The organism is Bifidobacterium olomucense, from assembly GCF_012932375.1.
GTDB lineage: Bacteria > Actinomycetota > Actinomycetes > Actinomycetales > Bifidobacteriaceae > Bifidobacterium > Bifidobacterium olomucense.
On sequence record NZ_JAAIIG010000010.1, the window covers coordinates 15206 to 40089 of the forward strand.

The 24884-nt window shown below is 59.9% G+C and carries 22 protein-coding genes and 2 pseudogenes; 15 read left to right on the forward strand and 9 right to left on the reverse strand.

Features of this window, described 5'->3' with window-relative positions:
- Positions 1-86: 86 nt before the first annotated feature.
- Positions 87-851 (reverse strand): ribonuclease PH, encoded by a 765-nt coding sequence (gene rph / locus G1C97_RS09545; protein WP_169241564.1) that lies wholly within the window; start codon positions 849-851, stop codon positions 87-89.
- A gap of 43 nt (positions 852-894) precedes the next feature.
- A complete protein-coding gene (locus G1C97_RS09550; RefSeq protein WP_169241565.1) occupies positions 895-1521 on the reverse strand; it encodes a Pr6Pr family membrane protein in 627 nt (208 codons plus the stop codon).
- 238 nt (positions 1522-1759) lie between these two features.
- On the opposite strand from G1C97_RS09550, the gene G1C97_RS09555 reads away from it, so the two are divergent.
- Positions 1760-3082, forward strand: a complete 1323-nt coding sequence (locus G1C97_RS09555; RefSeq protein WP_169241566.1) for a nicotinate phosphoribosyltransferase — start codon at positions 1760-1762, stop codon at positions 3080-3082.
- A gap of 143 nt (positions 3083-3225) precedes the next feature.
- Here G1C97_RS09555 and G1C97_RS09560 read toward each other — a convergent pair whose 3' ends face one another.
- The gene (locus G1C97_RS09560; RefSeq protein WP_240951102.1) at positions 3226-3702 is read right to left on the reverse strand and encodes a MerR family transcriptional regulator; all 477 of its coding nucleotides are present in this window, start codon (positions 3700-3702) and stop codon (positions 3226-3228) included.
- A gap of 191 nt (positions 3703-3893) precedes the next feature.
- On the opposite strand from G1C97_RS09560, the gene G1C97_RS09565 reads away from it, so the two are divergent.
- On the forward strand, positions 3894-4904 hold the full coding sequence (locus G1C97_RS09565) for an aldo/keto reductase (RefSeq protein ID WP_169241567.1): 1011 nt from the start codon (positions 3894-3896) through the stop codon (positions 4902-4904).
- Between the two features lie 374 nt (positions 4905-5278).
- On the opposite strand, the gene G1C97_RS09570 is transcribed toward G1C97_RS09565, so the two are convergent.
- The gene (locus tag G1C97_RS09570; RefSeq protein ID WP_100496982.1) at positions 5279-5560 is read right to left on the reverse strand and encodes a DUF3039 domain-containing protein; all 282 of its coding nucleotides are present in this window, start codon (positions 5558-5560) and stop codon (positions 5279-5281) included.
- 151 nt (positions 5561-5711) lie between these two features.
- Here G1C97_RS09570 and coaD point away from each other — a divergent pair, with 151 nt between their 5' ends.
- From coaD to ilvN, 7 genes are all read left to right on the forward strand, one after another.
- Positions 5712-6212, forward strand: coding sequence for a pantetheine-phosphate adenylyltransferase (coaD, locus tag G1C97_RS09575; protein WP_100496954.1), 501 nt, complete (start codon positions 5712-5714; stop codon positions 6210-6212).
- Between the two features lie 6 nt (positions 6213-6218).
- Positions 6219-7178 carry a cell division protein gene (locus G1C97_RS09580; protein WP_169241568.1) on the forward strand — a complete coding sequence of 320 codons (960 nt, stop codon included), beginning with the start codon at positions 6219-6221 and terminating at the stop codon, positions 7176-7178.
- A gap of 30 nt (positions 7179-7208) precedes the next feature.
- On the forward strand, positions 7209-7835 hold the full coding sequence (locus tag G1C97_RS09585; RefSeq protein ID WP_169241569.1) for a YceD family protein: 627 nt from the start codon (positions 7209-7211) through the stop codon (positions 7833-7835).
- Positions 7836-7966: 131 nt separating this feature from the next.
- The gene (gene rpmF, locus G1C97_RS09590; RefSeq protein ID WP_100496951.1) at positions 7967-8161 is read left to right on the forward strand and encodes a 50S ribosomal protein L32; all 195 of its coding nucleotides are present in this window, start codon (positions 7967-7969) and stop codon (positions 8159-8161) included.
- A 158-nt stretch (positions 8162-8319) separates the two neighbouring features.
- On the forward strand, positions 8320-9051 hold the full coding sequence (gene rnc, locus G1C97_RS09595; RefSeq protein WP_100496950.1) for a ribonuclease III: 732 nt from the start codon (positions 8320-8322) through the stop codon (positions 9049-9051).
- Between the two features lie 247 nt (positions 9052-9298).
- Positions 9299-11245: an acetolactate synthase large subunit gene (locus tag G1C97_RS09600; protein WP_169241570.1), complete on the forward strand. Its 1947-nt coding sequence runs from the start codon at positions 9299-9301 to the stop codon at positions 11243-11245.
- A gap of 59 nt (positions 11246-11304) precedes the next feature.
- Complete coding sequence (gene ilvN, locus G1C97_RS09605) at positions 11305-11859, forward strand: acetolactate synthase small subunit (RefSeq protein WP_100496948.1); 555 nt, start codon at positions 11305-11307, stop codon at positions 11857-11859.
- Between the two features lie 249 nt (positions 11860-12108).
- Here the strand turns inward: ilvN and G1C97_RS12550 are convergent.
- The 3 genes and pseudogenes from G1C97_RS12550 to G1C97_RS09615 form a co-directional block, all read right to left on the reverse strand.
- Positions 12109-12339, reverse strand: a pseudogene (locus G1C97_RS12550) (ABC transporter C-terminal domain-containing protein); the annotation flags it as partial.
- Positions 12340-12431: 92 nt separating this feature from the next.
- Positions 12432-14397 (reverse strand): annotated as a pseudogene (locus G1C97_RS09610) (ABC-F family ATP-binding cassette domain-containing protein); the annotation flags it as partial.
- Between the two features lie 250 nt (positions 14398-14647).
- The gene (locus G1C97_RS09615; RefSeq protein WP_169241572.1) at positions 14648-15376 is read right to left on the reverse strand and encodes a type 1 glutamine amidotransferase; all 729 of its coding nucleotides are present in this window, start codon (positions 15374-15376) and stop codon (positions 14648-14650) included.
- Positions 15377-15581: 205 nt separating this feature from the next.
- Between G1C97_RS09615 and cysS the strand changes: the two genes are divergently transcribed.
- Entirely contained in the window at positions 15582-17231 is a 1650-nt protein-coding gene (cysS, locus tag G1C97_RS09620) for a cysteine--tRNA ligase (protein WP_169241573.1), read from the forward strand.
- Positions 17232-17468: 237 nt separating this feature from the next.
- Here the strand turns inward: cysS and G1C97_RS09625 are convergent, their stop codons facing one another.
- On the reverse strand, positions 17469-18377 hold the full coding sequence (locus G1C97_RS09625) for a cation transporter (RefSeq protein ID WP_100496944.1): 909 nt from the start codon (positions 18375-18377) through the stop codon (positions 17469-17471).
- Between the two features lie 485 nt (positions 18378-18862).
- On the opposite strand from G1C97_RS09625, the gene ffh reads away from it, so the two are divergent.
- The 5 genes from ffh (at position 18863) to rimM (ending at position 23472) form a co-directional block, all read left to right on the forward strand.
- Complete coding sequence (gene ffh / locus G1C97_RS09630) at positions 18863-20524, forward strand: signal recognition particle protein (protein WP_205832604.1); 1662 nt, start codon at positions 18863-18865, stop codon at positions 20522-20524.
- 112 nt (positions 20525-20636) lie between these two features.
- Positions 20637-21785 (forward strand): endonuclease/exonuclease/phosphatase family protein, encoded by a 1149-nt coding sequence (locus tag G1C97_RS09635; protein WP_169241575.1) that lies wholly within the window; start codon positions 20637-20639, stop codon positions 21783-21785.
- 340 nt (positions 21786-22125) lie between these two features.
- Positions 22126-22590, forward strand: a complete 465-nt coding sequence (gene rpsP, locus G1C97_RS09640) for a 30S ribosomal protein S16 (RefSeq protein ID WP_169241576.1) — start codon at positions 22126-22128, stop codon at positions 22588-22590.
- A gap of 18 nt (positions 22591-22608) precedes the next feature.
- Positions 22609-22842: an RNA-binding protein gene (locus G1C97_RS09645; RefSeq protein ID WP_007051427.1), complete on the forward strand. Its 234-nt coding sequence runs from the start codon at positions 22609-22611 to the stop codon at positions 22840-22842.
- A gap of 15 nt (positions 22843-22857) precedes the next feature.
- Entirely contained in the window at positions 22858-23472 is a 615-nt protein-coding gene (gene rimM, locus G1C97_RS09650; RefSeq protein WP_169241577.1) for a ribosome maturation factor RimM, read from the forward strand.
- Between the two features lie 415 nt (positions 23473-23887).
- Here rimM and G1C97_RS09655 read toward each other — a convergent pair whose 3' ends face one another.
- The gene (locus G1C97_RS09655) at positions 23888-24754 is read right to left on the reverse strand and encodes an aldo/keto reductase (protein WP_169241578.1); all 867 of its coding nucleotides are present in this window, start codon (positions 24752-24754) and stop codon (positions 23888-23890) included.
- Positions 24755-24884: the final 130 nt, after the last annotated feature.

Here is a 24884-nt window from a genome sequence, read left to right on the forward strand (position 1 = left end):
CAGGGTGTTGCGGCCGGCATGGCAGCCGGCATGGCAGCCGCCGACCGATTCGGCCGGCCAGTCACCGGAAGCAGCGGACTAGTCGACTAATCCAGTGCCAGGGCGGCGCGCTGGGCGGCCTGAAGCTCCTTGTTGCCTTTTTCGGCCAGATCGAGCAGCGTGCCGAGCTCAGCGCGGGTGAACGGACGGTGCTCGGCGGTGCCCTGCAGCTCGATGAACGCGCCGGAGCCGGTCATCGCCACGTTCATATCCGTCATGGCCTGGCTGTCCTCGATGTACGGCAGGTCCAGCATCGGCGTGCCGTTGATCACGCCCACAGACACGGCGGAAACCGTATCCTTGAGCACACGGGCGGCGGACTTGATGTGATGGTTGCGCTCGGCCCAGTTCACCGCGTCCACCAACGCCACATATGCGCCGGTCACGGAAGCGGTACGAGTGCCGCCGTCGGCCTGCAGCACGTCACAGTCAAGCTGAATCTGATTCTCTCCCAGCGCCTTCATATCCACCACGCCGCGCAGACAGCGACCGATGAGTCGGCTGATCTCCATGGTGCGGCCGCCAAGCTTGCCCTTGACGGATTCGCGATCGGTGCGCTCTGCGGTGGCGCGCGGCAGCATCGCGTATTCGGCGGTCACCCAACCGAGGCCTGAATCCTTGCGCCAGCGCGGCACACCGGGGGTGAACGTGGCGGTGCACATCACACGCGTATTGCCGCATTCGATGAGCACGGAGCCTTCCGGGGCGTCCGTGAAATGACGGGTGATGCGCACCGGACGAAGTTCGTCCACCTTACGACCGTCCGCACGAATCACCTGATGTTTGCCAAGCATATCTTTGATTTCAACCATGCGCCCCAGCATACGCCGGTTATCGCACAAGGCGGCCAGACACCTACCCCACAATCGACCGGACCGGCAGTATACGGTCGATCAGCCATATCACGAGCGACAATACCGCAAAGGCGATGGCCAGACGTCCACAGCTGACGGCAAAACCTTGCCAGCCGAGCGTATCGAGATCGATGAAGTCATAGGGGTACGGACTGCCGCCGGCCGCAGGGCCGGAACCGGGCCAGACAGCAGCGCGAATCAGCACAAAGCCAAGGTAGAGCGGGAAATACGCCAGCCACGAAAACATATAGTGCCACCGGAAACGACGATGCGGGTCGGCCAGTACGAAATCGACCGCCGCCATGATCGGGGCGATTTTATGCAGCATCGTATTGGTCATGATGCCGATCACCTGCGGCACATAGGCGGGGTCGTCCGGCGGCATCAGCAGAAACGCCACCAGCGCGGTGACCACGGCGTACAGCGTGACACACCCTTTCAGCCAAGCAGGTGGCTGGATGCCTTTGAGCAGCGTGGCGGCGCCGGCCCACAGCATTACGATTCCCAGCACAAGACCGGTCTGGAAGGTGAAATACACCCAATATTGCGGTTTGGACCACGCTTCGTACGTGCCCGCAAAGCATAATCCCGCGATGGCCAGACGCCACAGCGCCACGATGAATCTCATGCCACGAGTCTACCGCCGTCCGTTACCGTCTCGGTCTTGGCACAAGGACACTGCGGACCTGGCGCTGAGTCTGCGGAGCGTGCGGCATGTGCTGGACATCGGCCGGACTATGGACCGGGCGCTGGTCACCGGTGGACTACACTTATAGTCACATTAACCAAAAGTAGGTTCGCCGTCACGACAATGACACGTCATTGACACGACCATGGCATGCGCGACGAGCGGGAAAGGCCTTGCAATGCTTGACTATTCACCGGCCCTGATGACCGACATGTACGAATACACGATGCTTGACGCTGCGCTGAAAGACGGCACCGCCAACCGCAAATGCGTGTTCGAGGTGTTCACACGGCACCTGCCGGAGGGCCGTCGTTACGGCGTGGTGGCCGGCACCGGCCGCATCTTGGACGCGCTCGAACGCTTCCATCTGAACGACGAGGATCTACGCTTCCTCGCCGACCGCCATGTAGTAAGCCCCGCAACCATCAAGTGGCTGGAGAACTTCCGCTTCTCCGGTTCGATTCGCGGTTACCGCGAAGGCGAAATGTTCTTCCCGAACTCGCCGATCCTGCAGGTCGAAGGCACATTCGGCGAATGCACCTTGCTGGAAACGCTCATCCTGTCCATCTTGAACTACGACTCCGCCGTAGCATCGGCCGCCTCCCGCATGGTTTCGGCCGCCAAAGACCGTCCGTGCATGGACATGGGTGGGCGCCGCACCAACGAATGGGCGGCGGTTGCAGCCGCGCGAGCCGCAGTGGTGGGCGGTTTCAAGGGAACCGCCAATCTGCTGGCCGCTCAGATGTATGGTTTGAAGGCCATCGGCACGGCCGCACACTGCTTCACGCTGGTGCACGATTCCGAACGGGACGCCTTCGAATCGCAGATCGCGGCTTTGGGCCGCAACACCACGCTGCTAGTGGATACCTACAACATTGAGGAAGCGGTGAAAACCGCAGTCGAAGTGGCCGGACCTGAGCTCGGCGGCGTGCGCATCGACTCAGGCGATCTGGCCGCCATGGCCCAGCGCGTGCGCAACCAGCTGGACGCTTTGGGCGCCACGAATACCACGATCACCGTGACCAACGATCTGGACGAATACGCGCTGGCCGCACTGCAAACCGCGCCGGTTGATTCCTACGGTGTGGGCACGATGCTGGTCACCGGCTCCGGCGCCCCCACTTGCGCAATGGTGTACAAGCTCACCGAGCGCGAAGGCGCGGACGGCACCATGCAGTCCGTGGCCAAGAAGTCCAAGAACAAGGCCACCGTCCCGGGCCGCAAACTGGCATACCGCTCCTACGAGTATGCGCTGGCCGATGCTGAGCACGTGATCTCCGGATCGGAAGACAAACTGGCCACTTTCCAGCCGAACCCGGAATGGAAGAACCTGCTGGTGGACTTCGTCGATCACGGCGATATCGACTCGACTTGGCAGGGACATGATGCCATCATGGCCGCACACGAGTATCGCGCCAAGGCGTTGGCCGAACTGCCCATCACCGCGCAAAGCCTGATGAAGGGCGAGCCGGTGATTCCTACGGAGACTACAATTCTGTAGTCTCCGTAGGAACCCTTCGCCGCAAGCGGCTCACCTCACCTACGGACAGTCCACCGGACTGTCCGTTTAACGGCTCAGCTACTGAGACTAGAATTCTGCAGGCCTCGCCGGAACCCTTCGTTCGTTCGTCCCGGCTCAAGCAATCAGCAATCGATGGAATAGACGTGGGTCTTATAGCTTCCCCAATCCGGCAAGCGTTCTCCTGCGTCCAGCGCGCGCTTGATATCGCCGTAATAGTGGAGCTTGCGCTGCACATGCATGGCCGCTTCGTTCAAGGCGCGGCGTTGCTCGTCCAAGGCCTTGCGACGGGATTCCAGCAGCGACAGAATCTCGTCGATATGAGCCGGCTCGTCCTGCTCGTAAACAAAGAACTTCTTCAGGTCTTCGATGGTCATACCGGCATTTTTGAAGCAGCATATGGCCCGCAGCCTATTGATGTGGCATTCTTCGTAGATTCGCTGACCGGAGGCGGTGCGCCCCACTTTGGTCAGCAAACCCTGCTCTTCGTAGTAGCGCAGCGTGGAAGGCTGCATATGGAATTGCGCGGCCACTTCGCGAATCGTATAGACGCGCGGCCTCTCATGCTGCATCTTGCTGCCATCAGCTTCATCAGTGTGCATCACAGTCTCCCTTCACAGATTCCGACCCATTCCGGCACAAGGCGCGAACCCCGAGGCGACGTTCCACCTCTCGCATCCACATTGATTGCGACACGCCCAAAGCAACGCACCTCATTTGCATTCAAGTTCACTTGAACTGGAACCATAATACGTAAGTGGTACAGCAAACATGCCAATGCGAAGGAGCCTCAATGCTGAAACCGACCGCCCCCTATACGCCAGATATTCACCGCTATGACTTGATGACCTACAACCGCTGCGGCGACTCCGGCCTCAAACTGCCAGCCGTCTCACTGGGATTCTGGCATAATTTCGGCGATATCACCCCGTTCGAACAGATGAAGTCGCTGGTTTTCACCGCGTTCGACAACGGCATCACCCATTTCGATCTGGCCAACAATTACGGTCCCGAATACGGCGCCGCCGAGAAGAACTGCGGTCTGTTGCTCGCCAAATACTTCAAGCACTACCGCGACGAACTCGTGATTTCCACCAAGGCCGGATACGACATGTGGCCCGGCCCGTACGGCGATCTGGGCAGCCGCAAGTACCTGCTCGCCTCACTCGACCAATCCCTGCAACGTCTTGGTCTTGATTACGTGGACATCTTCTACCATCACCATCCGGATCCGGAGACCCCGCTGGAGGAGACGATGGGAGCGCTCGCCCAGGCGGTCCATTCCGGCAAGGCCCTGTACGTGGGCTTGTCCAACTACGATGGACCGACCATGGAGAAGGCCGCCGCAATCCTTGCCGAACTGCATGTGCCGTTCATCATCAACCAGAACAAGTACAACATTTTCGACCGCTCCATCGAACGCAACGGTCTCAAAGACACGGCCGTCAAGCTGCATAAAGGCCTGATCATCTTCTCCCCGCTGGAGCAGGGTCTGCTGACCAACCGTTATCTCAACGGCATTCCCGCGGACAGTCGCATCGCGCACGATCCGCGATTCCTCAACGATTCGTCGCTGACCGACAAGTTGCATAAGCAGGTGGTGGATCTCAACAACCTCGCGGCCGAACGCGGCCAGACGCTGGCGGAAATGAGCCTGGCATGGCTGCTGCACGACGGCAAGGTGACTTCCGTATTGGCCGGCGCCTCCAAGCCGCAGCAGATTCTCGACAACATCGGCGCGCTGAAGAACACGCACTTCAGCGATGAAGAGCTCAAGATCATCGACGAGATCGCGGCTCGCTGATCGCGCGATCATACACGCTGCATCAGCCGTATTTCAGGGGATTAGCGCCCCGATCCGCCGCCATTGAGGTGTAGGAGCACCGATTTCGTGTCCCTACACCTCAAAACAGGCGTTTTTTGTAAGTTGTGGCAAATTCCTCATCGAAAATCCCCACTCGCACATGTGGAGAATGGCGAAATTCCGCCATTCTCCACATGGTACTTTCTATTGATGGCACCGGTTGCGTGCCACAATCGCGTGAATACGGGCGAAATCGAATATCGTGGCAGCAATTCTTGTCCCGGTACGCTCAAATCACGCTTTTCTCGCATGAGGGACACATGAGGGACAATACACAGCCGAATAATCGACTGACTCGGCAGACCTCAGCGGCCTTACGCCATCATCTCTTCATAAATGCGCTTGCAGTCCGGGCAGACCGGGTACTTGGACGGGTCATGCTTGGGAACCCATACCTTGCCGCACAGGGCCACCACCGGGCGACCGGTCGCACGGGACTCGGCAATACGATCTTTGGACACATAGTGGGCGAAACGATCGGCGTCACCACCATCGTCGCGAACCGGCGATTCCTGGGTCTCAGGACGCTCCAGCACCGACGTACCGGCACCTTGATCGGGATTACGCAACGGTTCGGCATCATCAACGAACATCATCATGCACCACTTTCCTTCACATTCAGGGTTAGCCTGCCTTCCATCATAAGTCGCGAACCAAATGCCGGCCATAGACCCGCCTGTCTTTTTCGTTCCCACAACCCAGCGCACCGCCGCCCGCAACCGTCTGCGACGCGGTAGTCTATTAGTCATGACTATCGCAGTATGCCCCGGCTCGTATGACCCCGTGACAGCCGGACACTTGGATGTAATCGAGCGCTCGGCGCGGTTCTTTGACGAGGTTCACGTGGTGGTGGCCGTCAACGCCGCGAAAACACCGATGTTTTCCGAATCAACGCGCGTGGATGTGATCCGTCGCGCCCTGGACAAAGCCGGATGCACCAACGTCACCGTCTCCTCGACGGACGGTCTGATCACCGACTACTGCAAGCAGGTCGGCGCATCCGTCATCGTCAAGGGCCTGCGGCAGAACGGCGATTACGAGGCCGAGCTCGGCATGGCGCTGGTCAACCGCAAGCTCGCCGGCATCGAAACGCTGTTCCTGCCCGCCGATCCGATTCTTGAACACATTTCCAGCTCCATTGTCAAGGACGTAGCTCGCCATGGCGGCGATGTGACCGGCATGGTGCCCGATTGCGTGGTACCCATGCTCGCCGATGCCTTGGCTCAGGAGCGCACGCGGAAGGACTGATACCACATGAGTGACGAACATCCCACCGGATATGTCGACCTGACCGGACTGAACAGCGGGGTATCATCCGCGTCCAATGCTTCGGCTTCGGGCGCAGACTCGGCGCCGATGCCGGCCACGGCCGAACAGCCGAACGGTACGGCAGCCGCCGACCCCGCGACGGGTGCCGACCAGATGCCCGAGCCGGCACCGACCGAACAAGCCGATATCATCGCAAGCTTCAATCAGGCGAATGGCAGCGAGCCTCCGGCTCCCGCGAACGCGGCCCGTTCTGCGAACGCGTCTCAGGCCGGCACGGCTGATGCGGGTGCTGGCGCTCACAGCGCGCAAGCCACCTCCCGCGCCTCATTCCGCATGGACTCCTTGCCCGATCTGCGCGAATCGGTCAATCTCGACTCGCCCGAGGAGCACAGCCGCGAGGAGTTCACCACCGTGTACGACATCCTCGATCAAATGGAAACCACGCTGGCCGAGGCCAAAACCAATTTTCTGTTCCCCGGCACCGTGCGCGTGGACCGCGACGAGTTCACTGCACAGTTGGATGAGCTGAAGAAGATGCTGCCGGTGCAGCTGGAGCGGGCTTCCGCTCTGATGCGTGAGGCGGAGCGCCGTCTGGAATCCGCGCAGACCCAGTCCAACGCCATTGTGGCCAGCGCCCAGAGCCGCGCGGCCGACATGATCAAAGACGCCAATGAACAGGCTCAGTTCCTGGCCGGCCAGGAGAATGTGACCGAACTGGCTCGGCAGAAGGCACGTGCCATCCTTGATCAGGCACAGAGCAAGGCCGATCATCTGACTCAGGGCGCGGACCAGTACTGCACCACGGTGATGGAGGGCCTGTCCCAGCAGCTCGGCAAGCTCAGCCAGGATGTGCAGGCCGGATTGAACGTGCTTGAGGAACGTCAGCGAATCGCCGGTGAGCAACTGCCGCATCTGACGCTCAACGACTATCCTGAAGCCCAGTAAAGCCGCAAGTAACACGAAAGGCAACATACCATGGCACGAGTCGAGGATTCCCCTTGGGCAATTTCGGTGGCGCAAGTCGCCTCCCGAGCCGGTCAATCCAAGCAGATCGACGCTGATTTTCCGGCACCATCCGGCATCGGAGACACCATCGTCGGCATTCAGGAGGGCGCGCCAGTTCATGTTCGCGGCCAGTTCGACTCCATTGTGGACGGATTGGTGTTCACCGGCCGTCTCGTAGCACCGTTCGTCAGCGAATGCACCCGCTGCCTCAAGCCGATTGACGAAGACTGGCCCGTAGACGTCACCGTGTTCTTCCCCTATGAATCGGCAGCGGACTCCGGACGCGGCAAGCGCGGCGACGCTGCCAACGAAGAGATTGACATCGTCGCCGGCGAGGATGAGGCGGAAGACACGTATCCGTTGCTGGAGCGTGGTGCCTTCGCCGACATCGAGGCGATGATTCGCGACGCGCTGGTCGAGTCGCTGCCTCTGCAACCGCTGTGCAAGCCCGATTGCAAGGGGCTGTGCTCGCAGTGCGGTGTGGATCTGAACGAGGAGCCCGATCATCATCACGATGTGACCGATCTTCGATTCGCTTCGCTTGCCGGACTGAAGGCGCAGCTGGAAGCCGAGCAGGGCGACAACAAGCAGTCGTGAGCAGTCACCGGCAATTCGGCGATTCCGGCGCAAAACGAACTTGGCGACACCGGTTTGGACTTTGTACGAGCCGTGCGTTAAGATAACGGACGCTTAAGCTCAATTGTTCGAACGAAACAGAGGATACTCAAATGGCACTGCCTAAGTACAAGACCTCGCGCGCCAACACGCATTCGCGTCGCGCGAACTGGAAGGCCACCGCTGCCCAGACCGTGAGCTGCCCGAACTGCGGCGCTCCGGCCCTGCCGCACATGGCTTGCCCGTCCTGCGGTTCTTACCGCGGTCGCGTTTACCGTGAAGCCATCCGCTCCGCTCACACCAAGTGAGTTCTAGGAGAACGGCTTGATAAGGCCCTGCCATCGACGGGTGGCGGGGCCTTCGCATATCCGTTCATTCAATTCATCATGCATTGATCAGGTTTCTGAACACGATCTGACAATCAATTCTGAAAAACCACTCGCACGAAGGACAAAACATCACCATCATGAGCGAAGCAAGCACGCATCAGCCGCAGGCCGCGACACCGGCCAACGAACTGCTTGAGGCATTGGGCACCACCATCAGCCCGGATCTGCTGGTGCAGGCGTTGACCCACCGGTCGTTCTCCCACGAACACCCGGGCGTACCTAACTACGAACGGCTGGAGTTCCTCGGCGACGCAGTGCTGGAGTTCGTCTCCACAGAAACGCTGTTCACCATCCATCCGGACATGTCCGAAGGTCAGCTGGCGAAGATGCGCGCCAAAGCCGTGTCGGAGGACGCGCTCAGCGCCATCGCCAAAACCAAGCTCAAGGTGAGCCCCTACATTCTGCTGGGCCGTGGTGAAGCCGAGCAGGGAGGGGCCGAGAAGAATTCGATTCTGTGCGACATCGTGGAATCGCTGATCGGCGCCACGTTCTTGGAACACGGCATTGACGAGGCGCGCAAAGTGATTCATCGTTTGATCGACGATACGCTGGCCGAAGTGGCCACCGAAGGCCCGGCGCTCGACTGGAAGACTTCGCTGACCGTCAAGGCGCACGGTATGGGCAAGCCTGAGCCGGTATATCACATGGAAGTCTCCGGCCCTGAATACGCGCAGATTTTCACCGCGCGGGTCACGCTCGGCGAGGACAGCAAGCAGGTTATCGGCGTGGGCAAGGGCTCCAGCAAGCGCAAGGCGCAGCTGGCCGCGGCCGAGGCGGCGTGGAAGGCTTTGGACGCGCGCGGCAAGTAACGTGTTCCAACGTGTTCCAACGTGTTTCACCGTGTTTACGCCCTCGGCTGTCTGACCAATGAGAACGACAGGCGCGTATAGATAGGCCTGCGCATAGACTGGGGAAACACGAAACGAGAAGCCGCGCCGGAGCCACAAGCTTCGCAATACGCGACTTGCATCATATCTGCATGCACTAACCGCCGGCCAACCAATCCCGACCGGACTCGCATGCGGATATCAAGCGGACATTGAGGTGAGAGGAACCATGGCTTTACCCACGCCTTTGCAGGCATTCAGCGGCGTGCCGAAAACGCATACCGGCAATGACAAGCAGACCATCATCGACGGCGAGAGGATGACCGGAGCGCAGGCGCTGGTCCGCACGCTGGAGGATCTGGGCGTCCAGGACGTGTTCGGCTTGCCCGGCGGCGCGATTCTGCCGGTCTACCATGCGATCAACGATAAGACGAAGTTCCGCTTCACCTTGGTGCGTCACGAACAGGCCGCCGGTCATGCCGCTGAAGGGTATGCGGTGGCGACCGGCCGCGTGGGCGTTTGCATCGTGACGTCCGGCCCGGGCGCCACGAATATGATCACGCCTATCGCCGACGCGAATATGGATTCGGTGCCGCTAGTGGTGATCACCGGACAGGTCGGCGTGAACGCAATTGGCACGGACGCCTTCCAGGAGGCGGATATCGTGGGTGCCACCTACCCGGTGGTCAAGCATTCATATCTGGTCACGCGAGCTCAGGATATTCCACGTGTGCTTGCCGAAGCGCATTACATCGCCCGTTCCGGTCGCCCCGGCCCGGTCGTGGTCGATCTGACAAAAACCGCGCAGACCGGCGAAATGTATTATTCATGGCCGCAGCGCATGATTCTGCCCGGCTACAATCCCACCACCAAGGCCCACGGCCGCGTGCTGGCGGATGCGGCACGACTGTTTGCCCAGTCGTATCGTCCGCTGCTCTACGTGGGTGGCGGTGCGGCTCGCTCGAACGCTTCCAAGGAAGTCGCCGAGCTGGCTGAGGTGACCGGCGCTCCGATCGTCACCACGCTGCCCGCCCGCGGCATCGTGCCGGACTCGAATCCCAAGAATCTCGGCATGCTCGGCATGCACGGCACCGTGGCAGCTACCGCGGCAGCCCAGCGCTGCGATCTGCTGGTGGCCATCGGCGCACGTTTCGATGACCGTGTCACCGGCAAGCTGTCGGCATTCGCTCCAAGCGCACGAGTGATTCATATCGATATCGATCCGGCAGAAATCGGCAAGAACCGTGCGCCGGACGTGCCGATCGTGGGTGATGTGGCTACCGTACTGCATGATCTGATCCCCGAAATCAAGCGTTCGCAGGCCATCGGCGGCAAGCTCAACCTGAAGCCTTGGTGGGACTCGCTTAACGCTCTGCGCGAGCAGTACACGATTACGTACGACGAGCCGCAGGATCAGCCGACCGATGGCTCGCTGCAGCCGCAGTGGGTAGTCGAGCAGCTTTCGGCCAAGGCCGATCCGGCTACGATCTGGGTTACCGGCGTGGGCCAGCATCAGATGTGGGCCGCGCAGCTGATCGATTTCGAGAAGCCGCATTCGTGGATCTCATCCGGCGGTTTGGGCACGATGGGCTTTGGTCTGCCCGCCGCAATCGGCGCTTCAGTCGGTTCCGCCCGTGATTTCGGCGGCAAGAAGCCGGTGTGGCTGATCGACGGCGACGGTTCCTTCCAGATGTGCTCTGAGGAACTGGCCACCGCATTCCTGGACCATGCACCGGTCAAGATCGCGATTCTCAACAACTCCGTGTACGGCATGGTGCGTCAGTGGCAGACGCTGTTCTATCAGCAGCACTACTCGCAGACGAATCTGCTCGACGGCGAGGCCCATTCCGAACAGGAAGAGGGCACCTCCGAGTTCTTCGACGTGCCGGACTTCGTCAAGCTCGCCGAGGCGTACGGCTGCGTGGGCTTGCGCGCGTTCACCGAGGAAGAGGCGCTGGCCGCCATCGATAAGGCGAACTTGATCAACGATCGTCCGGTACTCATCGACTTCCGTGTGTGGAAGGATGCGATGGTATGGCCGATGGTTGCCGCCGGCGCTTCAAACGACGAGGTGACGTATCGTCCGGGAACGCAGCCTCTGTTGCGTCACGCCGATGAGAATGGCGCTGTGTCCGGCTCGACTGGCGTGGGCACGCTCAGCGACGCCGGATTCTGATTGTCGGCAGAGCTCAAGGGTTATGCGTTAAGGGTTGTTAAGGGTTAAGGAGAACTTTCATGGCTAACTATCCTGCTTCCCAGCCCGGATCACAGCGTCACACGCTGTCGGTGCTGGTGGAGAACCGTCCGGGCGTGCTGGCGCGTATCGCCGGCCTGTTCGCCCGTCGTGCGTTCAACATCAACTCGCTGTCCGTCTCCCCCACCGAACGCCCGGATATTTCGCGCGTGACGGTGACTGCCGACGTGGACGAAGTGCCGCTGGAGCAGATCATCAAGCAGCTTAACAAGCTGCTGCATGTGTTGAAGATCGTGGAGCTCGACCCGAATTCCACGGTGGAGCGTGAATTGGTGCTCATCAAAGTGGCGGCGAACCAGTCGAACCGTTCCGACGTGCTCGAAATCGTGCGACTGTTCCGTGTGCGCGTGGTGGATGTGAATCCGGAATCGCTCACCATCGAAGCCACCGGCGCAGAAGGCAAAATCGATGCGCTGCTGGGACTGTTGGAGCATTACGGCGTGATCGAGCTGGTACGTTCCGGCGCTGTGGCCGTCACTCGCGGGCCGCGTGCGCTGAGCGAAAAGGTGATCGGGTCCGAGGTCACCGGTCGGTAAGTCCGGCTGTTGCCTTTCCTATTCAGGCGATGCGCTCAGTAGCGCGGGGCTGGTGGATGCAAAAGGTGGATATGCGTTGTACGACGCATATCCACCTTTTTGTATTGCCTGACACTGATGTCGTGAGCGAAATTATCGCCAAACAGCGGATAAACCGCGCAGCGCAGGACGCCATGATTGCCGCCATTGCGCGGCATGATCGCCAAGGTCCATTGACGGTCATGCCGCTGTCTGATATTTCAAGTTCCGCTACTCCAGTTGTTCGGATAGCTCCAGCCATTCGGCTTCGAGATCATCGCTTTCCGAGGTCAGGGCATTGAGCTGCTCATTGAGTTTGTTGAGGCCCTCGTAGTCCGCAGGATCATGGGCGGCCATCTGAGACTCCAGATCGGTTTTCTGCTCTTCGAGCTTGGCGAGCTTGCGCTCGATGGCCTTCACACGCTTGGATGCCTCATGGAACGCCTTGCCAGTGAGTTTCCGCGAAGCTTCGGCAGACTCATCGGCACCAGTCTCGATATCATTCGCCGCCACGGATGACGAGGAATCTCGCGCGGCAACGGATGCCGTAGCAGATGCGGCACCGGATCCGCCGGACTTGCTGCGGCGACCAGACGAGCTTCCGGTGCCTGCAATGCCGGCCGTCATCGGAGGCAATCCCTTGCCGTTTGCAATCGCCTCCACCATATCGAGATAATCCTGCACACCACCGGGCAAGTGACGGACCTTGCCACCCAACAGAGCGAATTGCTGGTCAGTGACACGCTCCAACAGGTATCGATCATGGGAAACCACAATCAGCGTACCCGGCCAAGTATCGAGCAGGTCTTCCATCACGGCGAGCATATCGGTATCGAGATCGTTGCCGGGCTCGTCCATAATGAGCACATTCGGCTCATCCAGAAGAATCAACAACAGCTGCATACGGCGTTTCTGGCCACCGGAAAGATCACGGATAGGCGTCATGAGCTGGGCGGATTCAAAGCCCAAACGCTCCATCAGCTGACCGGGAGTAACTTCCTTGCCATCCACGATATAGCTCGGCTTATAACGGGAAAGCACTTCCTTGATCTTGTACTTGCCGAGTTTCTCCAACTCATCAAGGCGCTGCGAGAGCACGGCGAACTTTACCGTCTTGCCGATGTTCACGTGCCCGGCAGTCGGCGTAATCGTACCGTCAATCAGCTTGAGCAACGTGGATTTGCCGGCACCATTCGCACCGACAATGCCGAAACGGTCGCCCGGACCAATCAGCCAAGTCACATCATCGAGAATCTCTCGACCAGACACCGTGACCTTACGGGCGGCAGAAGTCGCGGCAGTCGTATCGTCTCCGGAATCAGCAATGCCGCCACCGATGGTTTCGCCACCGGTGTTCATGCGTCGTACCTCACGGTCGTCAGCCAGCGATGCACTGCCCTCGGCTTCAGCTTTCGCGCGCGCTTCTTCGGCGGCGGCGACGGCCTCGGGAACCCCGGCGTCCACCAAGCGAGGATCGGTCATATCGGTGACCGCCACCTCAACCGAACCATGCAGCTGCGGTTCGGCGTACATGGCGTTGACCACATCCACACGCGAGGCGGAATCGGCGAGCGCCGCCGCATCCGGGTCAATACGGTCCACGGCGGACACCGTGCCCTGCGTATGCTCGAAAATCTGGGTCACATCGATAAGATCGACCACCTGCTTACCCAGGCGGGAAGTTGCCATCTGCTTCAGTTCAAGCGTATTGCGCATCGGCGGCACGTCGGCGATGAGCTCACGTGCGGCCTTGACGTGGAATTTCTGCTTGGTGGAGCGGGCACGAGCGCCGCGTGACAGCCAGGCAAGCTCCTTACGGGCCAGATTGCGGCGTTTCGTCTCGCGCACATCAGCTTGGCGGTCGCGTTCCACACGCTGCAGCATATACGCCGAGTAGCCGCCCTCGAACGGCTCGATCTCGCCGTCGTGCACCTCCCACATCGATTCGCACACCTCGTCGAGGAACCAGCGATCATGAGTGACCAGCAGCAGCGCGCCTTGGCCGCGAGACCAGCGGTTCTTCAGATGTTCGGCCAGCCAATGGATGGTGACCACATCAAGATGGTTGGTGGGCTCGTCGAGCGCGAGAATATCCCAATCCTTAAGCAGCAGACGTGCCAAATCGGCGCGGCGGCGCTGACCACCAGAAAGCGAGCCGACCTTGGCATCCAGACTCATGCCGCCAAGCAGGGCTTCGACGATCTCGCGGGAGGCATTGTCGGACGCCCACTCATAATCGGCCCGGCCTTCGAGCGCCGCCTCGCGGATCGTCACCTCGTCATCGAGAGGATCGCGCTGGTCGAGCATGCCGAACGTAAGGCCGCCACGCTTGGTCACACGGCCGGAATCCGGCTCCTGCGTTCCTTTGAACAGATGCAGCAACGTGGATTTACCGTCGCCGTTGCGGCCGACGATGCCGATGCGGTCGCCTTCAAACACACCTTGGGTGACGTCGTTAAAGATGGTCTTTGTCGCGAAAGCGAGCGAAACGTGTTCCAGTCCAATATCGTAAGTCGGCATGATTCACCAATGTAGCGGCATGCTTGCCCATCTTCAGCCCGGTTGCGGGCCACCTCCGCTTCTCTCCGTGGGGCATATGGCCCTCCGCCGTCCACGGCGCGGCAATTTCCTCACAGTGTGGCTGCCGCAACAGTCACCGACAATGCAAAATGGCTGGAAACGGCCATTTTTGCTGGGCCTGCTGTTCCAGACGGTGGATGGTTTGCCGCATGGCGCAGGATTACCGAAGATTACCGAGGATTACCGAGGATTACTGGTTGAGGGTTTGCGCGTAGGAGTTGCAACGGGCGGCGAAACCGGAGAACACCTGTTCGGCCAGCGGCTGCAGCAACGGGTCGTATTGCTCGAACGCCTCGCGCAGCGCAGATTTGGAACCGCCTACAGCTTTCAGATCCTTGACCATGCTCGGCTCGTCCAGCCATTCATCCAGCAACGAGCGGCATACCTCAAGATGGAACTGCATACCCAACGCCGATCCCAAACGGAAAGCCTGTACCTTGGTAACGCTGGAACGCGCCAGCAGCTGGGCTCCCTCAGGCAGTCCGACCACATCGTTATGCCAGTGCAGCACATTGACCTGCTTGTCCCACATGGAGAAGAAATCATGCTTGTCCATGCGCTTGATAGGCGCAAAGCCGATTTCCGGAGCGTCACCCCTGCGCAGTTGAGCGCCCAATGCAGTCGCAATGATCTGGTGCCCGAGGCACACGCCAAGCAATGGCTTGTTCGACGCCACGGCGGCACGGGCCAGCTTGGCCTCCACCTTGAGCCCTGGATACTGGTCGTAATCCTGCGCGCCCATAGGGCCGCCCATAATTACCACGCCGGCGAGCTCCTTGAAATCCGGCAAATCGGGTTTCTTCTTGTCGGCGATGTTCAACGTCACCGTCTTCAATCCGAGGTCCTCAAGATTGGACAGGATACGCCCCGGACGTTCCCAGGGAACATGTTGCAGAATGAGCACTTGTGGTGTGGCCATGCCTTCCATTGTGGCACGAACTGCACCCGTATATGTAAACCGTGCGAATAATGGCGGGGGCGACGGCTGGCAATGGGCGGGGGCGAAGGGCCGAGCGGCCGTCCGAGCGATCGTCCGAGCGGCCGTCCGAGCGGCCGTCGCAATTCGAACATCGCCATACTCCGGCGGCGCTTCATGTCTGACTCGTTTCCTACGCTTGACTGTTATGGGAAACAGCCAAGAACCGCAGGATTTCAACAATTCCGTCATGCCTTCGAGTCTGACTCCGGTACACGTGGCCAAGGCCGCGGCCGAACTCAGCCTCTACGATACGGCTTCACATCAGGTCAGCCATTTCGTACCGATCAAACCCGGCGAAGTGGGCATTTACGTGTGTGGCGCAACGGTGCAGTCATCTCCGCATATCGGCCATATTCGCGCGGCCGTGGCGTTCGATATCGTGCGCCGTTGGTTCCTGAAGCTTGGCTACAAGGTCACGTTCGTGCGCAATGTGACCGATATCGACGACAAGATTCTCGATAAGGCCGCAGCCGCAGGTCAACGCTGGTGGGCACGCGCCTACTACTACGAGCGCGAATTCACCGAGGCCTACAACACACTTGGCGTGCTGCCTCCGACCGTCGAGCCTCGCGCCACCGGCCATATGTCGGACATGATCGATCTCATCCAGCGCATTCTGGACAACGGTCACGGCTACGTGGTGACCGACGCGGACGACAAACCGACCGGCAACGTGTACTTCGATGTGGCATCTTGGCCGCATTACGGCGAGCTGACCCATCAGAAGCAGACCGCTGAAGTGGACGAGGCCGCGGCCGTCGCCGATCGGATGGGTCCGTCCGTGGATGCCGCCGGTGAAGACAAGTACAACCCTGTCGATCCGGCCGACATCTCCCCCGACAAGCATGATCCGCGTGACTTCGCACTGTGGAAAGCCCCGAAGGACACCGATCCTGAGGATGCTCGCTGGTCCACGCCGTTCGGCGTCGGCCGCCCGGGCTGGCATATCGAGTGCTCCGCCATGTCGCACCGCTACTTGGGCGACGGCTTCGACATCCATGGCGGCGGCTTGGACCTGCGTTTCCCGCATCATGAGAACGAGATGGCCCAGACCCGAGCGGCAGGATACCCCTCTGCGGCCCGTTGGATGCATTCGGCGTGGGTGACCGCCAAGGGCGAGAAGATGTCGAAGTCGCTGGGCACCGGCCTGTCCGTGCCCTCCGTATTGGCCGAGCATTCCGCCTGGGTGGTGCGTTACGCCCTCGGCTCCGTGCAATATCGCTCGATGCTGGAGTGGTCCGATCAGGCGCTGGTGGAGGCACAAGCTGCTTACGACCGCATTGCGAACTTCATCGAGCGCGCTGGCGTGGTGTTGGAAGACCAGCCCTCCCGTGAAGAGGTGGCCGCAGTGTCCGCCGACGCTCTGCCTGTCGACTTCGTGGCTGCAATGAATGACGACATCAATGTGTCCGGTGCGACCGCCGCGATCTTCACCGCCATCCGCTCCGGCAATACGCTGTTGTCCAAGCTTGCCGACCGCGTGGATTCCGAGGCGGCCAAGGCTGAGGTCCGCGAGATTCTGGTCTCTGTGCGTGCCATGCTCGACACGTTGGGCTTGGATCCGTTGGCCGAGCCGTGGCTCTCCGACGGTGCGGCAGGCGGAGCCGGCACAGGCGCGGACGAGTCTCCCGAGCACACGGCGCTTGAGGCGTTGATCACCGAACAGCTTCAGGCCCGTCAGGAGGCTCGCAAGGCTCGTGACTTCACCAAGGCCGATGCGATTCGCGACGCTTTGGGTGCAGCCGGCATCGCCATCGAGGATGGCCCGCAGGGTTCGACTTGGAGCTTGAAGTAGCGTTTGAAGTAGCGTTCCGGTAATTGTTCGTGGCACGATTGCGCAAAATGCATATTATTGCGCAATCGTGCCATTATTTTTTGCCACAACCGAGTGGTACACCGGTTCCCAAGCCGTTTGGACCCCACTTTTTGGCTCAAGATGGAAAGCCATCAAAAAATGAAGTGGTACGTTATCACGCAATAAGCAATACGGCGATGACGTACCACTGAACGTTCCGACTAATCGCTCAATAATTTAGTCGAATACGAAGTCCACATCCACGATGTGCAGCCGTTTCTTGAGTTCCTGTTCCAGCGAGCGCTTGCACTCCACTAGGTCAGCCACGTCAATCGTGTCGCTCACACCGCTCAGGTACACGTCCACCGTGTAGTTCATGCCGGTCTTGAAAATCAACGTCTGCTCGTATTCAGTGCCTTTAGGCAGATGACGCAGCGCGGCGGATTCCGCAAACGCGTTGGTCTCGTCATCATCATGCACACCGCCGACCAATTCGATGAATGCTTCCTTGAGCACGCTGAACGGCTCTTTGATAGTCAGCGCGACCAATGCCACGGTGATGAAGAAGTCGCCGGTGTAATGCAGGAAGTCCAACGGGCCTCCAGCGGGCAATATCATCAGGAACACCGCTACCGCACCGATGCCAAACGACATCGCACCATCCACCAGCGTGCTTTTGCATTCGGCAGTGAGCATGGTGCTGGCGTTGCGAATAACCCGGTTTTCACGACGGTAATACACGTACAGGCCGAAGCAGATCAGCACAGTGGCCACTTCATAGATCACCACCGGTCCGGTGACGATGCGTTCGCCGTCGCCGAGCACAAAGTAGTCGTAGGCCACCTGGCAGACGTCGATCAGCGAATACACCAGCAGGGACATGGTGAAGATGGCTTTGCAGATCGCATAGATCGGTTCCAGCGCAAACATGCCGTTGGGGAACCGTTCGGTGGTGCGCACGGTTCGGGTAGACAGATACACCGCGACCAGACCTGAAAGCACAGAGATGGCGGTAAAGGAGAAATCGAGGAACATGGCCTTGAGACCGGTCATGAAGAACACGGCCATACCGGCCGCAACCTGAATCGTATTGACGACGATGCCAACGATCAGGGCTTTGCGTTCGATGGTTTTATGTTGTGGCATAAGCGGGCCTTCCTTATTGCACGGCATGTCTGCGTTGGCCCGCTACTTCACTGGCTCACGGTTTTCTCCGACCCGTTGGCTCGATTCGCGAGGGCGCACGGCAGTCTGCGTATAGGGTGGTGTCCAAGGATTTTCAAAACAGCATAAGCATTCCAAAAAACACTGGATTTTTAGCCATTCCATAGTACCGGAGACCCCTCGATCAACACAGCGCAGTTGCGCCGCCAGCGAATGAACTCCCCCCACTCCCGCTCCCCCTCCTCTCTCTCCTCCCTCTCCCCCATGCACTTTTCGCACGAAAATTGCGTGTAAGCACCTCGCAAGACCCCGTTCCCGCACTTTTCGCACGAAAATTGCGTATGGACTGCGTATGGAGTGCGTATGGACGCCGCGAAAGGCCCGATAGCGTACTTTTCGCGCGAAAAGTACATGGTCAAGCGCAGCACGGCGCAATTTCCCGCGTGACGGCTAGACTGTTGCCCATTATGGCAGCATTTTCTTCTTTGACTGACAGACTCTCGAATGCGTTCAAGCATCTGAAGAGCAAAGGCAAGCTTTCCGAAGCGGATATCGACGGCACAATCCGCGAAATTCGCCGCGCACTGCTCGACGCCGATGTGGCACTCGAAGTGGTGCGCTCCTTCACCGGCAAGGTGCGCGAGCGTGCGCTGGGCACCGAGGTGTCCGAGGCGCTCAACCCCGCCCAGCAGGTGGTGAAGATCGTCCACGAAGAGTTGACCGACGTCCTCGGTCAGGGCGTGGATCGTCCGCTGAACTTCGCCAAGAATCCGCCGACGATCATCATGCTCGCCGGTCTGCAGGGTGCCGGTAAGACCACGCTGGCCGGCAAGCTCGGCTACTGGCTCAAGGACGCCGGTCACACGCCGCTGCTGGTGGCGGCCGATCTGCAGCGTCCGAACGCCGTGACACAGCTGCAGGTGGTCGGCGAACGCGCTGGCGTACCGGTATACGCGCCGGAAAAGGGCGTGCAGACCCAAGCCGAAGGCGGCGAAGCGGTTTCCGCTCCGGGACTCACCACCGGCGATCCGGTCAAGGTGGCTCGCGATTCCATCGCGCTGGCCAAGCAAAAGCTGTATGACACGGTGATCATCGATACCGCCGGACGCTTGGGCGTGGATGAAGAGCTGATGAAGCAGGCTCGCGACATTCGCGACGCCGTGCAGCCCAACGAGATTCTGTTCGTCATCGACGCGATGATCGGTCAGGATGCGGTCAAAACCGCCAAGGCTTTCGATGAGGGCGTGGACTTCACCGGCGTGGTGCTCTCCAAGCTCGATGGCGACGCCCGCGGCGGTGCGGCACTGTCCGTGGCATCCGTGACCGGCAAGCCGATCCTGTTCGCCTCCAACGGTGAGGGGCTGAAGGATTTCGAGGTCTTCCATCCGGACCGTATGGCTTCGCGTATCCTCGACATGGGCGACATCATGACCCTGATCGAGCAAGCGCAGAAGCAGTTCGACGAGGAGGAGGCTCGCAAGGCCGCCGCCAAGATCTCCGATGGATCGTTCGGATTGGACGATTTCCTGGATCAGCTGCAGCAGGTCAGGAAGCTCGGTTCGATGAAGTCGCTGCTCGGCATGATTCCGGGTATGGCCCAGCACCGCAAGGAGCTGGAACAGTTCGATGAGAAGGAAATCGACCGCACCGAGGCGATTATCCGCTCGATGACACCGGCCGAACGCCGTGATCCGTCGATTATCAACGGTTCGCGCCGCGCCCGCATCGCCTACGGTTCCGGCGTAACGGTTTCACAGGTCAACGCGCTGCTGCAGCGTTTTGAGCAGGCCGCGAAGATGATGAAGCGCATGTCCAACCGCGCCGGCATGGGCGGCGGCATCCCCGGCTTCGGTGGCCCCGGTTCGGGCAACAGCAAGCGGAAAGGCAAGAACAAGAAGAAGGGCGGCAAGTCCGGCAACCCGATGAAGCGCGAGGCCGAGGAGAAGGCATTGCGCGACAAGCTGGCCGGCAAGTCCTCGGGCTCCACCGGCGGTTCCGCATTCGCCAAGAAGCCGCAGAACCCGGCCCTGCCCGCCGGCCTTGAGCAGATGATGAATAACGCCGAGGGTAACGGCATGGAGATGCCCCCGAACCTTGGCGGCGGAATCGGTGGTCTGTTCGGCCGCTGATTCCAACTGCTTTCGGCTCCCCTCTTGAAGGAGGGGAGCCTATTTTTGTACTTCAGTAGCTCAGTACGCAAGTTCGATACTTACGTAAGTTCGGTACTTAAGGAGTGTATCCATGACTACGTTGTTCGCGGTAGTAGTCATCCTCGCATGGCTTTGGCTGGGATTGTCAGCGCTGCCGTCAGGGCTTGAAGCGCATATGCCAATGCCATATATGATTGCGCTCACGCCATTCCTGTGGATTCCGCTGGCCGTATTGGCCGGCGTGGCGGCTTGGCAGCACCATTGGGGATTCGTCTGCCTGTTGTTGGTCACGGCTCTGATGACCAGCTCCCAACGCATCAGCTACTGGGGAACCGGGCTTAAGACCGGCACTCGCCCAGCACGTGAAACCTCCCGTGAAACACCATCGGTCGACCGTGAAACCTCCCGTGAAACATCGTCTGAAACACTGCCGAACCAGTTTACGGTTATGACGCTGAACTGCCGCTATGGCCGTGCAAACGCCGATGCGATTGTGCAAGCGGTACGCGAACGTCGTATCGCGGTGCTGGCATTGCAGGAAGTCTCCGATGAGCTCATCGCGCGGCTGGACACGGCAGGCATCGCGCAACTGCTCCCCTATCGCCAGTCGGGCGAGTCCAAGCCCACGGACAACGGCGGCTACAATACGCTGTTCTCCCGGTATGAACCCGCTGCAGCCGTACCCAATGTGGTTACCATTCCGGCGGCCGACGTGCCGGCGATTACCTTGAAACTCGCGCCAACCGTCATCGCTGAGGTCGATGAGCCAACGGCTGTTTCCGCCAGCGTCCCCTCCTCAGTCAGCACCCCGTCCTCGACCGAAGCCCCCGCCGATTCTCCGGCACCGCGCCACAGCCGCACAGTCACGTTCTGCTCGGCACATCCGAAATCTCCGATGCGCGGATGCGCCGATTGGTCGGCCGGCATCGTCGGCCTCGGCGCTCTCGCCCGGGCATCATCGATCGGAGAGCACAACATAGCCGTCGTTATGGGCGATCTCAACTCCAGCACCGACCACCCCAGTTTCCGCACGTTGCTGAAGTCCGGCTTCAAAGACGCGAGTCTGACTCAAGCGTCCGGCCCGACCTTGACCTTCCCCCGATGGATCAAATGGCCACGCATCGAACTGGATCATGTGCTGTTCACGCCTGGCCTAGCCGTCAGCAACGTCACGTCATTCGAGATCAAAGACACCGACCATCTGGCCGTCGCCGCAACGCTCGCGCTCAAGGCACACTGAAGCCGCGTTAGGTCACACTGAAATCACACTAAAAAAATCACGCTAGGAATCTCACCAAAAACGTAACGAAACCCCGCAAAACATCACGCGTGTCAGGCCGATACGCGTCAGCCATGACGGGATCGCGTTCAATACGTGCCCGCGAGCCGGTGCACTGCGTGTTCAGCGCGCGTGTTCAACGTGTATTCGGTCCGGGGCTCGGCGCTATAATGGGCCAGTTATTCACGCGCGCGTGGCGCCCTCTACACCCCGTGCCGTGAGGACACGTGGGTTCCGGCGTGCCGTGCCCCACACAGCATACCGAGAAACCACAAACCTAGCATTTACAAGGAGAGCCATTTTGGCAACCAAGATTCGTCTGAAGCGACAGGGCAAGAAGTTCTACGCCTTCTACCGCGTGGTGGTCGTTGATTCCCGCAAGAAGCGCGACGGCAAGGTCATCGAGGAGATCGGTACCTACAACCCGAACACCCAGCCCTCGACCATCCAGATCAAGTCTGACCGCGCTCAGTACTGGCTCGGCGTCGGCGCTCAGCCGTCCGAGCCGGTCTTCAAGCTGCTGAACATCACCGGCGACTGGCAGAAGTTCAAGGGCCTCGAAGGTGCCGAAGGCACCCTGAAGACCGCTGAGGCTGGCCCGGATGCCGCTGCTCGCATTGAGGCTGTGGAGAACGAGGCTCAGAAGCTGAAGGCCGCCAAGTCCGAGGCTGAGGCCAAGGCTAAGGCTGAGGCTGAAGCCGCTGCCGCCGCTGAGGAGGCCCCGGCCGAGGATGCCGCTGCTGAAGAAGCTCCGGCTGAAGCCTGATTCGAGAAAGGCTGAGCAATGCTTGCACAGGCTGTGGAACACCTCATCAAGAACATCGTCGATTTTCCGGATGATGTTTCCGTCAAGTCTCACGAGAACGCGCGCGGCGAACTGCTTCGCGTACGCGTGAACCCGGAGGACATTGGCCGCGTGATCGGCCGTGGAGGCCGCACCGCCAATGCGATTCGTACTGTGATTCAGGCGCTGTCTGATCATAAGGTACGCGTCGATATCATGGACGTCCGTCGATAAGGGATAATTCGCAGCATGGCACAGCAAGACATGCACGACGACCCTCAGCAGCTTGAGTTGCTGAGGGTCGCTCGTATTGGTAAGGCACAAGGCTTGAAGGGCGAGGTCACCGTTCGCCTGTTTACCGACGATCCGGAGTGGCGTTTCGAGCCCGGCTCGGTGCTCTATGAGCAGGACGGCGAGACCGAATACATCGTCGAGAACTCCCGCACGTTCAAGGACCGTTGGATCATCAAGTTTGAAGGCACCGACGACCGTAACGCCGCGGAAGCGTTGAACGGCATCGAACTGTACGGTGAAGCCGACGATCCAGATGAGATGCTGGAGGCCGACGAATGGTATCCGAAAGATCTCATCGGGCTTGAGGCTCGTATGGCCGAGGATAATGGACTGGGACTTCCGTCCGGTCAGGTGGTCGGCAAGGTGGTCGATGTGGTTGACTCCCCCGCCCAGTCGTTGCTGAAGATTCGTTTGACCGAGCCGGTAGTGACTGGTCAGAATGCAAAGGGCGAGGATGTGGTCGAGAAAACCGCACTCGTACCGTTCGTGGAACAGCTGGTACCGGAGATTGATTTGGATGGGCAATACCTGGCGCTCGATCCGCCCGGTGGTTTGATTCCCGGATTGTAAAATATATCGTCGTTCATGAAGGAGCGTCGGAGGTGATTAAAGTCACGTCCGACGCTCTTTCATATCTCATCGGTTTATCTACGGTTCTCCGTCTTTTTTAGCTTTCGCCTTTGCGAATATGTACCGCTGCCACGTCGTCAGTGGTACATATTCAGGGGAACCCCTCACGGGAGGTGGTTCCTCGTTTAGGAGTGGCTCCCGGCAGGGGGATGGCCTCTCCTCACGCGAATATGTACCACTTACTGTGAGTCAGTGGTACATATTCAAAGGAACGGTTCCTCCCTCGCGAATATGTATCTCTCACTGTGAGTCAGTGGTACATATTCGCGAGGAGGGGGGGCGAAGTGGGGAGCCGACGCGAGGGGGAGTCAGCGACGAGACGACGGAATGACGAAACAACGAGACGACGAGACGATCAGCCGAGCTTGGCAAGCTCCTCGGGGCTGAGCTCAAGCTGATCAGCCTTCAGGGAATCAAGGATGGTCTCAGGGCGATGAGCACCCGGAATCACGAACATGTGATCGCCCTTGGCGAGCTCCCACGCCAATACCACCTGCTGGTAGCTCACGCCGTGAGCGGCGGCCACTTCGCGGAACGGGTCGAACTTGGACTCGTCATAGGGGTGACGGTAGCCGCCGAGCGGGCTCCAGCACACGAAGGCGAGGCCGAGTTTGGCGCAGTAATCAAGCGTATCCTGCGTCTCCAGATGAATCGGCGAATACTGGTTCTGCACGGCCACCAGCTTGTCGCCCAAAATCGAGCGGGCGATGTCGATCTGTTCAATCGAAGCGTTGGAGACACCGGCGACCTGAGCCACACCCTGATCCAGCAGCGCCTTGATGCCTTCGATCGACTCGTTGTACGGCACTTCCGGGTCGTGACGGTGCAGATACAGCAAGTCGATGGTGTCCACGCCGAGGGCCAGAGCAGACTGCTTGCCGTATTCGATTAAGTGTTCAGGCTTGCCATCGCGCGGCCAGAGCGGCTCGCCGTGCTCACCCCACGTACGGCGCAATCCCACCTTGGTGGCCACGGTCACTTCGTCTTTCGGCCCCTTCCAGCTGGCCAGGGCCTCACGCACCAGTTTTTCACCGGTCTGTTCCTCTTCGCCCGGCGTGTAGTAGGCCCATGCGGTATCGATATGGCGGCATCCGGCATCCAACGAAGCGTGAAGGGTTTCGATGCCGATATCATGACCGCGATTGTTCTCGATGGTCAGCGGCATTTCGCCGTGGCCGATGGCGGTGGTAGAGAACGGACCAAGATTGCGGAACAGTGCCATAATGGCTCCTTTGCTGTGTATGTACTTATGTTGTTGGCCGGGTTATCAACACTTCCACTGGCCACTATAAGCCGTTTCGCTGTTCCATCGCAGTCGAGCCGCACAATGTGTGGTGAATTGCGTCACGATC